At 58.0% G+C, this 13,138-nt stretch carries 14 protein-coding genes; 10 read left to right on the top strand and 4 right to left on the bottom strand.

Annotation, left to right across the window (positions count from 1 at the left end; translation table 11 throughout):
• Positions 1-2 precede the first annotated feature (2 nt).
• From IB213_RS03565 to soxZ, 4 genes are all read left to right on the top strand, one after another.
• Complete coding sequence (locus IB213_RS03565) at positions 3-1,061, top strand: YeeE/YedE family protein (protein ID WP_192405406.1); 1,059 nt, start codon at positions 3-5, stop codon at positions 1,059-1,061.
• 390 nt (positions 1,062-1,451) lie between these two features.
• Positions 1,452-2,792: an FAD-dependent oxidoreductase gene (locus tag IB213_RS03560; RefSeq protein WP_192405405.1), complete on the top strand. Its 1,341-nt coding sequence runs from the start codon at positions 1,452-1,454 to the stop codon at positions 2,790-2,792.
• A 3-nt stretch (positions 2,793-2,795) separates the two neighbouring features.
• Positions 2,796-3,296 carry a thiosulfate oxidation carrier protein SoxY gene (locus IB213_RS03555; RefSeq protein ID WP_191723468.1) on the top strand — a complete coding sequence of 167 codons (501 nt, stop codon included), beginning with the start codon at positions 2,796-2,798 and terminating at the stop codon, positions 3,294-3,296.
• A gap of 11 nt (positions 3,297-3,307) precedes the next feature.
• On the top strand, positions 3,308-3,643 hold the full coding sequence (soxZ, locus tag IB213_RS03550) for a thiosulfate oxidation carrier complex protein SoxZ (RefSeq protein WP_370551154.1): 336 nt from the start codon (positions 3,308-3,310) through the stop codon (positions 3,641-3,643).
• Positions 3,644-3,756: 113 nt separating this feature from the next.
• Here the strand turns inward: soxZ and IB213_RS03545 are convergent, their stop codons facing one another.
• Together IB213_RS03545 and bamE are read right to left on the bottom strand one after the other, a co-directional pair.
• Positions 3,757-4,407, bottom strand: coding sequence for a YitT family protein (locus tag IB213_RS03545; RefSeq protein ID WP_191723467.1), 651 nt, complete (start codon positions 4,405-4,407; stop codon positions 3,757-3,759).
• A gap of 211 nt (positions 4,408-4,618) precedes the next feature.
• Positions 4,619-5,122 carry an outer membrane protein assembly factor BamE gene (gene bamE / locus IB213_RS03540; protein ID WP_192405404.1) on the bottom strand — a complete coding sequence of 168 codons (504 nt, stop codon included), beginning with the start codon at positions 5,120-5,122 and terminating at the stop codon, positions 4,619-4,621.
• A gap of 46 nt (positions 5,123-5,168) precedes the next feature.
• Between bamE and IB213_RS03535 the strand changes: the two genes are divergently transcribed.
• The 3 genes from IB213_RS03535 (at position 5,169) to IB213_RS03525 (ending at position 6,730) form a co-directional block, all read left to right on the top strand.
• A complete protein-coding gene (locus tag IB213_RS03535; RefSeq protein ID WP_191723465.1) occupies positions 5,169-5,372 on the top strand; it encodes a DUF3460 family protein in 204 nt (67 codons plus the stop codon).
• Between the two features lie 72 nt (positions 5,373-5,444).
• Positions 5,445-6,359 (top strand): ScpA family protein, encoded by a 915-nt coding sequence (locus tag IB213_RS03530; protein WP_192405403.1) that lies wholly within the window; start codon positions 5,445-5,447, stop codon positions 6,357-6,359.
• 11 nt (positions 6,360-6,370) lie between these two features.
• Positions 6,371-6,730, top strand: a complete 360-nt coding sequence (locus IB213_RS03525) for a 5-carboxymethyl-2-hydroxymuconate Delta-isomerase (RefSeq protein WP_191723463.1) — start codon at positions 6,371-6,373, stop codon at positions 6,728-6,730.
• A gap of 67 nt (positions 6,731-6,797) precedes the next feature.
• On the opposite strand, the gene IB213_RS03520 is transcribed toward IB213_RS03525, so the two are convergent.
• A complete protein-coding gene (locus IB213_RS03520; RefSeq protein WP_225560939.1) occupies positions 6,798-8,609 on the bottom strand; it encodes a chorismate-binding protein in 1,812 nt (603 codons plus the stop codon).
• A 222-nt stretch (positions 8,610-8,831) separates the two neighbouring features.
• Between IB213_RS03520 and IB213_RS03515 the strand changes: the two genes are divergently transcribed.
• Both IB213_RS03515 and IB213_RS03510 read left to right on the top strand, forming a co-directional pair.
• Positions 8,832-10,295, top strand: a complete 1,464-nt coding sequence (locus tag IB213_RS03515; protein WP_191723461.1) for a GGDEF domain-containing protein — start codon at positions 8,832-8,834, stop codon at positions 10,293-10,295.
• 106 nt (positions 10,296-10,401) lie between these two features.
• Positions 10,402-11,142 carry a tRNA-uridine aminocarboxypropyltransferase gene (locus IB213_RS03510; RefSeq protein WP_192405631.1) on the top strand — a complete coding sequence of 247 codons (741 nt, stop codon included), beginning with the start codon at positions 10,402-10,404 and terminating at the stop codon, positions 11,140-11,142.
• A gap of 150 nt (positions 11,143-11,292) precedes the next feature.
• Here IB213_RS03510 and IB213_RS03505 read toward each other — a convergent pair whose 3' ends face one another.
• A complete protein-coding gene (locus IB213_RS03505; RefSeq protein ID WP_191723460.1) occupies positions 11,293-11,670 on the bottom strand; it encodes a hypothetical protein in 378 nt (125 codons plus the stop codon).
• Positions 11,671-12,029: 359 nt separating this feature from the next.
• Between IB213_RS03505 and IB213_RS03500 the strand changes: the two genes are divergently transcribed.
• Complete coding sequence (locus IB213_RS03500) at positions 12,030-13,043, top strand: helix-turn-helix transcriptional regulator (protein WP_192405402.1); 1,014 nt, start codon at positions 12,030-12,032, stop codon at positions 13,041-13,043.
• Positions 13,044-13,138 lie beyond the last annotated feature (95 nt).

The following is a 13,138-nucleotide window of genomic DNA, read 5'->3' as shown; positions in this document are numbered from 1 at the left end:
CCATGACGCTTTTGTGGGCCGGTTTTTTTTGGGGCTGCGCGTTCGGTGCTGCAGCGCGGCTGGGTCGGTTTTGCCTGCTGCGCGGTTTGCGCCAGTCGCTGGGCCAAGACAGTTCAGCACCTCGCGGCAGCGCTCCTGCACTGCAGGCCTTTGCCTTGGCACTGGCCGTTGCAGTACTGGCTTCACAAGGCTTGCACTGGGCTGGGCTGGTCGATCTGGGCAATGCACAGATCGTACGCACCAGTTTCTCCATTCCCGGCGTACTGATTGGTGGTGCGCTGTTTGGCATTGGCATGGTACTGGCCAATAGTTGTGGTGCACGCGCTCTGGTTTTACTGGCAGGCGGCAACCTGCGCGCACTGGTCACGGTGGTATTTCTTGGCCTGGGCGCACAGGCCAGCCTGACTGGTGTACTGGTGCCCGTGCGCCAATGGTTTCAGGCACTGGCTCCCACAACCGTTGAAAACGCAACCTTGCCCCAAGTTGTGCAGGCGGCGCAATGGACGCCTCTTGCAAGCTTTGCACTGCTGGCTCTCTTGCCCGCGCTGTTATTGACCGCCTATGCGCTGTGGCAACCAGCCCTGCGCCGCAGCCCAGCACAGTGGATCAGTGCTATCGCTATCGGAGCCCTGGTTGCCTTCGGCTGGTGGCTGACTGCCACAGTCGATGTGGACCCTTTTGACCCCGAGAAACTCACATCACTGAGCTTTATCGCCCCCATTGCCGAAAACCTGCTTTACCTGCAAGTTGCAGTGGGCCGCGCTTTCAGCCTGGGCCCTGCCATGGTGCTGGGCGTACTGGCCGGAGGCTTGGTCATGGCCTTGCTCACCCGCACCGCCCAATGGGAAGGCTTTCACAGCCCGGCGCATCTGGCCAAAACAGCTGTGGGTGGCGCTCTCATGGGGTTTGGTGGTGTGCTGGCCGTCGGTTGCTCGATTGGCCAAGGACTGACAGGCCTGAGCACACTGGCCATTGCCTCCTTGCCCGCGGTGGCAGGCATCGTTGGCGGCACCTTGATAGCGGTCAAGTTCTTTCCATCTTCCAGCCAAGCCGCTGCTTAGACTGTTTCTAGAAGCAACACGGTGGTCTAGAATCGCCGCCAGACAGCTCTGCTTGTGCCGCGTGACGGCTAAGAGGGATTCCCTCATCCATTGCCCGTTTGTGCTTGGCCCAACGCCAGCCCACACGATCAACGCTCAAGCCTGCACTATTGAGTTTCGTTGATGCAATGGATGCGGCTCCTGCCACATCAGGAGCCCTGAATGCCAACTTTCTTGCTGCTTGCACCGCTTTGTGCCGACCTTGGCCAAGGCATGCGTTCACCAGTAGCTGGCATGGTCACTTCTGTTCCCTTTGCATTCTTGGCTACCGCAAGACCTGCGGCAGCACTTGCACGCATACGCTTGTCCATTTGATTGCCCGATGTCCAACCACAAGAAGGAACTTTGACCATGCAACGTCGCCACTTTTTGATGACCCCGCCCGCCATGGCTTTGGGTGCAGCGGCTACCGCCGTATCCACGTCTGCGCTTGCAGCCCCCATGATCATGACCCCGCAGTCACGCATCCTGCCGCGTGAAGGCAAAGGCCCACGCATTGTGATTTGCGGTGGTGGCTGGGGCGGCATGACTGCGGCACGGTATCTGCGCGAGCTGATCCCCAACTCGGATGTCATCTTGCTGGAGCGCAACCCCACATTCTGGTCAGGCCCCATGAGCAACAAGTGGCTGATCGATATCGTGAACACCGATTTCATCAACCGCGACATGCTGCACCCGGCCATCAAATACGGCTACAAACTGGTGCAGACCGAAGTCACAGGCTTTGAACGCGACAAGAAGCTGGTGCGCACCGCCCATGGCCTGATCGAGTATGACTACCTGATCTTGTCCGGAGGTATCCGCAACGACTATGAAGCCTGGTTTGGCAACGACCAGCGCGCCATTGAATACACCCGCCAGCACTTCCCCAACGCCTACATCCCCAACCAGGAGATGCTGGCGCTCAAGAGCAAAGTCAAGAACTTCAAGGGCGGCACGCTGGTCATGACCCTGCCACCACCACCGCATCGCTGCCCGCCCTCGCCTTACGAGCGTGCATGCTTGATTGCCTGGCACATCAAGAAAAACAAAATCCCCGGAAAGATCTTGATTCTGGACCCCAAGCCCAAGATTGCCCCCATCGGCGTAGGCTACAAGCAGGCGTTTGACGAGCTGTACCCGGACATCATCACGCACGTGCCCAATGCCCGTGTGCAAGAGGTCGACCCTTTCAACAAGCGCATCAAAACTGCTGCGGGCGAGTTCAAATTTGACGATGCCATCCTGATGCCTCCGCACCAGGCCGCAGACATGGTCTGGGCAGCTGACTTGATCGGCAAAACACCTGATGGCAAGCCCACTGGCTGGGCCGACATGGATGTGCGCTACTTCACGGCCAAAACCGACAACAGCGTGTACTTTGTGGGTGACTTGATGGGTGCCATTTCGCCCCAGTTTGGTCACTACCCCAAGAGCGCCCACGTGGCCAACTTCATTGGCAAGATCGTCGCCAAGAACATCTCGCAACGCGTTGCGGGCCAGGAAGTGACGCCTTTGCTGCCAGACAACCTGTGCTACATGATGGTCAATGGCGACCCACAGGAAGAAATCTCTGTGAAGTTCGAGTACGAGGTCGATGCCAATGGCCAAGTCAACCAGACCCAGATCGACATGGATGTACGCACCCCTGACCTGGTCAAGGAAGACTTTGCCTGGATCAATGGAAAATTCAGCGATTTCCTCGGTATCTAAGACATGACACCTGCATATACCCCGACCCTGACGCGCCGCCACATGGTGGCAGGCGCGGCCGCCGCCGGAGCGGTTTTGGCACTGCCCAGCAGCGCAATGGCCCAGGCCAAGACGCCCATCGTGGGCCCTTTGGCACCCAACCCTGCGGAGTTCAAGAAAACCATGGAACGGTTCATCGGCAGCGCTACACCGCTGACCGAAGGCCTGCACCTGGATTTGCCTGTACTGGCTGATAACCCCAGCGCAGTGCCTGTCAAAGTCAAGGTCACCTTGCCCATCACTGAACAAGAGTGGTGCGAAGAAATCATTGTGCTGGCCGACCTCAACCCCTCGCCACTGGCATGCCGGGTGCTGCTGACGGTGGATACCGGTGCGGCAGAAGCTGCGGTGCGCGTGCGCTTGACGCAGTCGCAGACCATCCACGCGCTGGCCCGCATGAAAAGCGGCAAAGTACTGGTGGCCAAGCAAGCGGTGACCGTGGCCGCCAGCGGCTGCGGCATGTAAGGAGGTATTCCATGAGCATGAACAAACCTCCCCGCATCTGGGTGAGCAATGAAAAACCCGCCAAGGGTGACATCTTGCGTGTACGCGCGCAGATGGAACACGTTATGGAAAGCGGCTTGCGTACCGACCCGGCCACCGGCCAGGTGCGCCCCCGCAACCTGATGAGCCACTTTGAAGCCAAGATGGCTGGTAAATTGATTTTCACCTGGGATCCGGGTATCTCCATCTCCCAGAACCCGTACATCGAGTTCACGTTCAAAGCCCAGCAAAGTGGCGATCTGACGTTCCTGTGGAAAGACGACGCGGGCCAGACGCTGACCGCCAAGAAAACCATTGCAGTAGGCTGACGACTCACGCGTGCAGCAAAAAGCCCCGCTGGCCATGCCTGCGGGGCTTTTTTACGAAGATGCGCCCCACTGGTTTTGAAGACGGATGCACAAAGCACCAAAAGCTGTCCAGACTACTTGCCTTGGTAGCGCCCGGGGCGGTGGCTTACCGACAGGAAAATGCCCATCACAACAGCTGCCAGCACTGACCACGCTACCCGCTCAAACGGCACCACCCACAACGCCAGCGCCACCACGACGCAATCGATGGCCATCTGCACCTTGCCCGCAGGAATGCCCCATCGGTCCTGCGCATACAGCGAGACAATGGTGGCCCCGCCCAGACTTGATTTGTGGCGCGCCAGAAACAATACCCCAGTCCCCATCAGCAGGCCCCCGGCAATGGCAGCAAAAGCGGGGTGCAGATAGTCAATGTGGATCAGCCGTGGGCCCAGCTCCGTGATCAGCGACAGCAGCGCCACCGAGAGAAACGTTTTGGCCGTGAACTCCTTGCCCACATACTTCCACGCAAACCAGTAAAACGGGATATTGATCAGAAAGTAGATGCCGCCAAATGACAGCCCTGTGGCGTAGTGCAGCACGAAAGCCAGCCCGGCGGTGCTGCCGGTCAGCAGCCCGGCCTGGGCATACATCATCATGGTGATGCCGACAAAGAGCGAACCCGAAAACAGGGCCTGCGCATCTTCATAGGTGCCGTGTCTGACCACCTGGGGGGTGACAACAGAAAGGGGGGGGCTTAGCTCGGGCTCAGTGGTGGTGCTCATGGCGGATACCGGTTTTTTGCAAGGCTGGCTTGTGGCCGGCAACGCGAACATTAATGCTGCAATGCTCAAAGCAAGAAATGCGCCATCAGACGGTGAGTCTCATTGCGCACTTCACACAACGCAGCACCCAGATAGGGCGCTGACACAAAATTGCTGCAGCGCAGCAATTAAAGCACTATCCGGTCTTTCAGACTGTCTGCGCACCGCGACATCAACGATCGCCTTGGGGCATTTTCTCGCGGCTGGCTGTGCGCTTGACCGTGCCGTGCTCGCCAAAGGTCACCGTAAATTCCATCTCACGGTTGGGTGGATCTATCCAGTTCCAGTCCCAGTCGGTTTCTTGCTTGAGCGCGTAAGTCATGCGCTTGGCAGGCTTGCCCAGCATGCGGCGCACCTGTTCCTGCGTCATTCCAGGCTGAATTTGCTCAAACACATGGGGCGCCACCACCTGGCGCAGCGCTGTCATGACGCCCGCTGAATCGATGGTGATCATGTAATTGCGGTGGCCCATGGGCTGGCGTGGGTACTCAAATGTGCGTGAGCCATCGGCCTCAGGCCAGATGGTTTCTGGCTCTCCAAATGCTTTGCGCACCTCAACTTCGGTGGAAAGGCCTTCCTCCAGCTCATTGATCTTTTGCTGATCGCAGCCCACCAAAGTCAAAAAGCTGGTGGCCATCGCAGCCACGATGGCGGTGGCACGCTGAAGTAGGTTCATGGACAGTGTCCCGGTAGAATCGACGATCTAGAGAGGTTACCAGTCCATGTCTATCTTTGCCCGTCCCCATTACACATCCGAAGTCACCCAATTCATCGAACAGATGAAAAAGGACAACCCCCAGCTGGAAGCGCAGCAACTGGCTGGTCGTGCCCTGCTGTGGGACAAGAACGTTAACTACGAAGTCCAGGAAGATGCCGCCCAAGCCAGCGTGGCCCAAAAACCCTACGTTTACCAGAACAACGGCTGAAAACATTTTTCAACGTTTTCACTGCCCAGCCCTTGCCAGTCAAGCGCTGGGCGCTCTTATTTAAATGATTGAATGAGCGAAAGTTCTTCCGAGACCACCGAAGCCACGCTGCCTGAATCTGCCAGTGCAGACAGCAGCGACGCCCTGATGCCCCATGTGGTCGATCAGGTGGCTTTGGCGCGCCTGTACGGAGAGCCGCTGTTCAAACTGCCCAATGACCTCTACATCCCGCCGGATGCGCTGGAAGTCTTTCTGGAAGCGTTTGAAGGCCCGCTGGACTTGCTGCTCTACCTGATCCGCAAGCAAAACTTCAACATCCTCGACATTCCGATGCTGGGGGTCACACAGCAGTACCTGCGCTATGTGGATGAAATCCGCAGCCGCAACCTGGAGCTGGCGGCCGAGTACCTGCTCATGGCGGCCATGCTGATCGAGATCAAGTCGCGCATGCTGCTGCCGCCCAAGAAGAAAGAGGGCGAGGAAGAAGCAGAAGACCCGCGTGCCGAGCTGGTACGCCGCCTGCTGGAATACGAAAAGATGAAGCTGGCGGCCCAGCAAATCAACCAGGTGCCGCAGTACGGACGTGATTTCCTGAAAGCCCAGGTGCACATTGAGCAAAGCTTGCAGCCGCGCTTTCCCGATGTGCAAATCAGCGAGCTGCAAGCCGCGTGGCGCGACATCTTGAAACGCGCCAAACTGGTGCAGCACCACCGCATCACACGCGAAGAGCTCAGCGTTCGTGAGTACATGAGCCAAATCCTCAAGCGTCTTCAAGGCAAGCGCTTTGTGGAGTTTGAAAATATTTTTGACCCCAGCAAGGGCAGCACGGTGCTGGTCGTCACCTTCATTGCCTTGCTGGAGCTGGGCAAAGAAACCCTCATTGAGATCACCCAGGCCGAGGCCTATGCGCCCATTTATGTGCGTTTGGCCTATAAGCCCGTTGACGCAACGGTGCTGGAGCCTATTTTTGAAGACCAAGACGAGTAACGGAGACAAACATGCCACACATGACCGTGGAATACACCAACAACCTGCAGGGCCTGAACGAAGCGGCACTGATGGAGCAATTGAACGCTGCCGTGTGCGAACACCCCACCGTCACGGATGAGGCAGATGTCAAAACCCGCATTGCCTGCCTGAGCAACTACCGCATTGGCCTGAACAATGCGGGCCGGGCCTTTGCCCACGTAGAGCTGCGCCTGATGGCTGGCCGCACCGCAGAAGTGAAGAAAGAACTGTCAGAGCGCATTGCTGCCGTGCTCAAGCGCGTCATTCCTGCGCAAGAAGGGCTGCAAGTGCAGTTGAGCGTGGACATTGTGGACATGGACAAGCCCAGCTACTTCAAGGGCAAGCTTTAATTAGCAAAGATCGCCCAGCAAAAAGGCCGCATATGCGGCCTTTTGTTTTTTGTGGTCATCCACCCATTCAAAGTGGCTGCGGTGCCTCGCCCAGCAGCTGTGCTGGAATCCAGCCACGCAGGCTGTTGATAAACGCCCATTGCTGCACGCGTGGAACATCTGACAACCGAATCACACCTTCTACCATTCGCCCCTGCGCCAATGCCTCTTGCCGTCCTACGCCGGCCAGCAGCCCGCAAGTCAGTGCAGGCGTGACCCACTGCCCATCGATCAACGCGGCCACATTGCCACGCGTGCCCTCCGTGATTTCACCTGCCTCGTTCCAAAGCAGCGTGTCCCACACATGAGACTCAGTCGGTGCCAAACGCTCATAGTGCATGCGGCGTGACGTTTTGAAGCGCACAAACTCGCCGTGCGCTTCAACCAATGGCTCTGTCGCCCACTGCAGGTAAGCCACAGGAGGCGGGGCTTTGCACACTTGCACCTTGCTGCAAAACTGCCCCTCTGCATTGAGCTCCACCCGTACGCGCCATAAGCCACACGGGTGGGTATCGGCCACATGCTGCAGCGTCAGCTGCACAGCTTCGTCACTCCACGGATATGCAAAGTGGGCTGCGGCCCCTTGCATGCGCTGCAGATGCTGCGCCAGATGGCGAAAGCACCCATCTTGCAGCGCCAGGGTTTCAATAATTTCAAAGCCCATGCTCACCCTTTCTACAAAAGCGCGCTTGGTGCGCCATTCCTGCCACTCACCCTGGGCCGTGGCATCTGCCGTAATACCACTGCCAATGCCACAGCGCAGCTCCTGCCCTTGCACCACTACAGTGCGAATTGGCACGTTGAACGTAGCGCGAATTCCCCCTGCGCCATCAGGGCGCACTACCCCCAGAGCACCGCAGTACCAACCGCGCGGCTGTGTTTCAAGTGCTGCAATCGCCTCCATGGCCGAACGCTTGGGGGCCCCGGTCACAGAGCCGCAGGGGAACAATGCCTCAAAGACTTGCAGCAATTGGGTACCCTCAGGCAGTTGCGCTGTGACGTCCGATGTCATTTGCCACACCGTTGGCAACGCCTGCACAGCAAACAGCTTGGGCACTTGAACTGTGCCTGTCACTGCAATCTTGCCTACATCGTTGCGCAGCAAATCCACAATCATCACGTTTTCTGCACGCTCTTTGACTGAGGTTTGCAAGTGCCGCGCCTGTGCGGCATCGGCCTGCTCCGTAGCCCCCCGCGCCGCCGTGCCTTTCATGGGCCGGGTCAGTATGCGGCCCTGGCCTTGCGCTGGCTGGTGCCAGTCAAAAAACAGTTCAGGGGACACAGAGGCCACCTGCTCCTGGCCCATATCCAGCGACATTGCATACCCACCTGGCTGTGCACGCTGCAGCGCGGCAAACAAGGCAGCGCCATCGACGATGGTCTGTGCCTTGCCATGCAATTGATTGGTGAAATTGATCTGGTAGTAACGCCCTTGTGCAATGCCTGTATGGATGGCGTCCATGCCTGCATTGAAGTCTTCACGGCTGCAGGAGGCCTGCCAGTGCAGCGGCGGCAAATGTGCTGTCCGCTGCGGCGGTGCATCCGTTGTGACTGGTGAAGGAGCCTCAAAGAGAGCAAACCACGCCAGCGCACCTTGAGCTGGCTGTGTCTGCAATTGCGGATGCAACGCACTGGCCGCCTCGTAACGCAAACCACCGACACACCAGTAGCCACGCTGCGCGGCCTGCTCCACTTGCTGCAAAACAGTTTTCAGTGATGGGGCATCGACGGCCTGCAGTACCTGCACAGGCTGGGAAAAATGATGTTGCAAGCGGGCAGTGTCAGCCTCCAAGGGCTGGCCCATATCTAACTGCACAAAATGAGGGGAAACGACTGTCATACAGTCCGTAAGCATAGCGGGCGACAGCAGATGGGAGCGCCTGCGCACGGCATCTCCGCAATAGGCAGATAAATGGTGTGTGTTCACAGAAAGCGTGCGGGATCATTGCACACAGGCACAACACCCACTGGAGAACCTGTGAAAATTCCACAGTCAGCCGCTCGCATCCCTGTAATGGACGCCACACGAAGTCGGCAATAATTTCCGCCGGAGGTGTTAAAGATGACCGTTTCTCTTGCCAGTGGGTTGGACTTTGAAGACATGTTCGACCTTGCGCCTGTCTCGCTGTGGATGGAGGATTACAGCAGTCTCAAACAATTGTTTGACCAGTGGCGTGCCGACGGTGTCACAGACCTTCTCGCTTTTTTAAAAGAAGACCCGGCGCACCTGCAGCGCTGCAGCCAGTCCTACCAGGTGCTGCGCGTCAACCAATACACGCTGGATCTGTTCAAGGCAGCCGATCAGGAGACCCTCAAAAGCAAGCTGCACGAGGTCTTTCGGGGGGACATGCTAGACAACATCGTTCCGGAGCTGCTCGCGCTATGGAATGGCCAGCTGCACTTCGAAAACCGCAGTGTGAACTATGACCTGCAGGGACGCAGACTCAACGTCGAGATCAGTGCCCGGGTTCTGCCCGGCTATGAAGACAGCTGGAGCCGCGTTCTGGTGTCACTCAAGGATGTGACCGCTGAAGTGCGCAGCATGCAGCAATTGCAGCGCAGCGAACAATATGCCCGAGACCTTTTTGAGCACTCTCCGGTTTCTCTGTGGGTAGAAGACTTCAGTGCCGTCAAGCGGCTGATCGATGAAGTTCGCAACCAAGGCATCAGCGATTTCCGAACGTTCCTGAAAGTGCATCCAGACTTTGTCACGCGCTGCATGCAGGAGATCCATGTGATCGACGTTAACCAGCAAACACTGGAGATGTTTGACGCAAGCAGCAAAATCGAGCTGGTGCAAAACCTGTCTCAGGTTTTTCGGGGCGAGATGTACGAATCCTTTGCCGAGCAGTTGCAAGATCTGTGGAACGGCAAGCTGGTACAGCAGCGCGAAGTGGTGAACTATTCCCTCACCGGTGACACGCTGCACATCCACTTGGAGTTCGCCGTCATGTCCAGCCATGTGGAAAACTGGGACCTGGTGCTCCTGTCCTTGGTTGATATCACTGCACGCAAAAAAGCCGAGGCCTATCTGGAGTACCTGGGCAAGCACGACGTCCTGACCCAGTTGCGCAACCGTGCTTTCTATATGGAAGAGCTCAACCGGCTCTCGCGCAAAGGGCCATGGCCTCTGTCTGTGATTGCCATTGACATGAATGGCCTCAAAGCCGTCAATGATGAGCACGGTCACGCGGCTGGCGACGCCATGCTGCGACGGGTGGGCGAGGTGCTGGCCAAGGCCGTGGATGCACCGGCCTGCGCCGCCCGTATCGGCGGTGACGAATTCATGGTACTGCTGCCTGCTACCGACGAGCGAGGTGCTCAAGCCATGCAAGAGCGGATTCTGTCCCTGCTTGAATTGAACAACCAGTTCTATCCGGGGCAAACCATCCACATTGCCATGGGCGTAGCCTGTGGCCAGCAGGGAGCATCAATGGAAGCGGTGGTGCACCGTGCCGATCAGAGCATGTATGTTGAAAAAACCCGTTTCTATCAGACCAGCACGCTTAATCGGCGATTGCAGTAAGCAGCACGCACTGCTCTGCATGCCAGCAGCAGCAGTTCTGTGCCGCTGCGCAATGGGACGGCCAACCCGGGCACAGATACCCCGCTGGCAGCAATTGCCATTCGATATGGCCTACAACGCCGTACAGCCATCGCAAACAGCCACCCAATTGGACATCTCTCGCCGCCCACTTTGCAGCGCATGCCTGCGCCCTCACAGCGCTTGTTTATGCCCTTTGGTGCAAACGGTGCACAGCCAGGTTCAGCTCTTGATCCTGCAACACCCCATGGAAGTGGGACATGCCAAAAACACGGCACGCCTGCTGCACCTGTGCGTACATGGCAGCCGCCTGCACGCAGGTGAAGTTTTTGATGGGGAGCAACTCAACGCGTGGCTGCATGCACCCTGGCTGGACCAGAGCACCGATGCAGTCGTGCGCCCCGTGCTGCTTTACCCTCCCACGCCCCCCGATCCGCAGTTGCCCGTAACTGCACCGCCTGCACTGCCCGGCGACTGGCTGGGGCAGCCTGCATCACTGCGCCTGGTGGTGCTGGATGGCACCTGGCGAAAAAGTCGCAAGATGCTGTATCTGAACCCCGCTTTGCAGCAACTGCCACGTCTGCAGCTGCACGGCGCTCTGCAAGGGCGCTATACGATTCGCAAGGCCCACGCGCCAGATCAACTTTCAAGTTTTGAAGCTGCGGTCCAGGCTTTGGCGCAATTGCAATCCTGGGGCGATGAGCACGTCGGCAGGCAGCAGCTCATGCAAAGCTTTGATGCCGCCATCACCCAGCACCAGCAGCTTCAAGCAGCCAGTCACAGCGCTTCTCACAAACGCCAGGGCGCAGAGGTGCTGTTGAACCCTTAGGGTCGGAAGCGCCCCCAAGTAAATCCTTGATTTACGCTGGAACCAGGCGCGAAGCCACAGGCAGTACAAACGTACGACAAGGCCAAGCAACGATCTACCAAGGGTGGTTGTTATTGATTTTTAGCTGGTTTTAGCTGGCGTTGAAGGCTATTAACACTGGTAAGCCCCAGCGACTCCCCCTTGCAAGGGGTGCAAGGACAAGCCCTTGCAGCGCACATGCACGACACCGCCTTGCTCAAATTCCAGCTCCATGGTCACCACGCCTTGCAGCTCGCACGGCATGGGCAGTTTTTGAATGCGCTGGCTGGCATGCAGAACAAAGCCTTGACGGATACGCCCCATACAGGCCGCAGGCTCCAGGGTCTCCCAAGGCTCCGCGTGTTCTGCCGTGAGCAGCACGGGTGCCCAGACTGCATCGGCACGCAGGTCGCTGGCATCGAGCAGACGGGCAGCAGAAAAACGCAGTTGCAGGCGGCCGTCTTCCCACGTGCATTGGGCCACCTCAGAGTCGGTGAACTCGAAAATCATGCTGCGTCTCCTGTTCAGATGTGCAAGGCCAGCCACAACCACGCCATCACTGCATGCTGGGGCGATGGCTGCAGCATAGGCAGATGCGCAGCCCAGTGCAAAGTCCAAACTGCTGACCCGCATGTCAGAGCGCATGCCCGCTCAGGGCACCGCATCCCCCCATCCGTTGAAGTCTGGGTCTGAAATATGCGGGCAAGAGCGGCAAGTCATGGCGAATCCAAAAAACAAAATGCCTTAGCTGCATTGGTAATAAAACGCACCTCTGTACTCGATCGAGGCATTGCATACAATTGAGTGTTGATAATCATTCTCAATTCATAACCCGCAGGCCCAGCCGCCTTTGACACTTTTGCCTGACCATGACCGCACATCTCCCGCTCTCTGCACGCAGTCAACCTCGATGGATGCGGCTAGGTACGCTCAGGGCATGTGACTTCAATGGTCCCGATTATCAATTTCTGGATATCCGCCCCGCCGCGCAAGACGCTTTACTGGCCGGACACCTGCAATCACTGCAAGTCCACCCGGGCATCTTGCTGCATGGCGTAGAAGCCCGCGACCTGCGCACGCTCAACACATGCTCCCCAGCAGAGCCGGGGCTGCACATTGTGGTGGTTTTAGAGGGCAGCGTAGATGTCTCTTTCGGTGAACAAGCCTTGAAGATGGAGGTGGCCACCACCGGCTCCCGGCCAGTGCAGGCATGTGGGGCCATCATCCATACACGCCCTGGCGATCTGTTCCGACGCCGCTGGAAGCAAGGCAAGTTCGAGCGCAAAATCAGTTTGAGTCTGGAGCCCGAGTGGCTGGCCGATTTATGCCAAACAGACAAGGCAGCGCCGCAGTTGCTGCGCACATGGATCGCCAGCCAGCAGCTGGCGATTCAGCAATGGCAGCCATCTCCCCGGGCGATTGCTGTAGCGGAGCAAATCATTCAGCTGGCACGTGACGGTACTTCGCCACTGTTGCTGCTCAGTCGTACGCTGGAATTGACGCATGAGGCGCTGCAATCGCTTGCTTCGATTGCGCGCCCCTCCTCCCACGCATTGGGTGTGCGAGAGCATCAGCGCTTGGCACGACTCAAGCAACTGCTGGACAGCGGCGATGATGCTTGGCGCTCACTGGGCGAGCTGGCGCAGGAAGTCGGCCTGAGTACCAGCGCCCTGCAACGCCAGTTCAGGCAGATTTATGGCTCCAGCATTGATGACTATCGCCGAGCACAGCGCCTAGACCATGCCAGGCACATGCTGGAGCAGACAGGCTGCAGCGTTCTTGAGGTGGCGCATACGGCGGGCTACACCAGCGCAGCCAATTTCTCAACAGCATTCAAGCGGCGGTTTGGCATGTCGCCCAAGCTGGTGCGCGGCAAGGTCTAACTCGCATGCCAGGCAGCCAGGGCCAGGCAAAAGTTTATAAATAAGAATTATTTCGATTGAATTGCAAACATTTGCACCGCTTGCGCAAAACACCT

Origin of the sequence: Comamonas sp. CMM02, assembly GCF_014851485.1 — a bacterium.
Lineage (GTDB): Bacteria > Pseudomonadota > Gammaproteobacteria > Burkholderiales > Burkholderiaceae_C > Comamonas > Comamonas avium.
This window is presented reverse-complemented; position numbering and strand designations above follow the sequence as displayed.

Bases quoted from the DNA above. Each gene is read 5' to 3' on its own strand.
- IB213_RS03565 (WP_192405406.1), top strand. From the start codon at position 3: ATGACGCTTTTGTGGGCCGGTTTTTTTTGGGGCTGCGCGTTCGGTGCT.
- IB213_RS03560 (WP_192405405.1), top strand. From the start codon at position 1,452: ATGCAACGTCGCCACTTTTTGATGACCCCGCCCGCCATGGCTTTGGGT.
- IB213_RS03555 (WP_191723468.1), top strand. From the start codon at position 2,796: ATGACACCTGCATATACCCCGACCCTGACGCGCCGCCACATGGTGGCA.
- soxZ (WP_370551154.1), top strand. From the start codon at position 3,308: ATGAGCATGAACAAACCTCCCCGCATCTGGGTGAGCAATGAAAAACCC.
- IB213_RS03545 (WP_191723467.1), bottom strand. From the start codon at position 4,407: ATGAGCACCACCACTGAGCCCGAGCTAAGCCCCCCCCTTTCTGTTGTC.
- bamE (WP_192405404.1), bottom strand. From the start codon at position 5,122: ATGAACCTACTTCAGCGTGCCACCGCCATCGTGGCTGCGATGGCCACC.
- IB213_RS03535 (WP_191723465.1), top strand. From the start codon at position 5,169: ATGTCTATCTTTGCCCGTCCCCATTACACATCCGAAGTCACCCAATTC.
- IB213_RS03530 (WP_192405403.1), top strand. From the start codon at position 5,445: ATGAGCGAAAGTTCTTCCGAGACCACCGAAGCCACGCTGCCTGAATCT.
- IB213_RS03525 (WP_191723463.1), top strand. From the start codon at position 6,371: ATGCCACACATGACCGTGGAATACACCAACAACCTGCAGGGCCTGAAC.
- IB213_RS03520 (WP_225560939.1), bottom strand. From the start codon at position 8,609: ATGACAGTCGTTTCCCCTCATTTTGTGCAGTTAGATATGGGCCAGCCC.
- IB213_RS03515 (WP_191723461.1), top strand. From the start codon at position 8,832: ATGACCGTTTCTCTTGCCAGTGGGTTGGACTTTGAAGACATGTTCGAC.
- IB213_RS03510 (WP_192405631.1), top strand. From the start codon at position 10,402: ATGGCCTACAACGCCGTACAGCCATCGCAAACAGCCACCCAATTGGAC.
- IB213_RS03505 (WP_191723460.1), bottom strand. From the start codon at position 11,670: ATGATTTTCGAGTTCACCGACTCTGAGGTGGCCCAATGCACGTGGGAA.
- IB213_RS03500 (WP_192405402.1), top strand. From the start codon at position 12,030: ATGACCGCACATCTCCCGCTCTCTGCACGCAGTCAACCTCGATGGATG.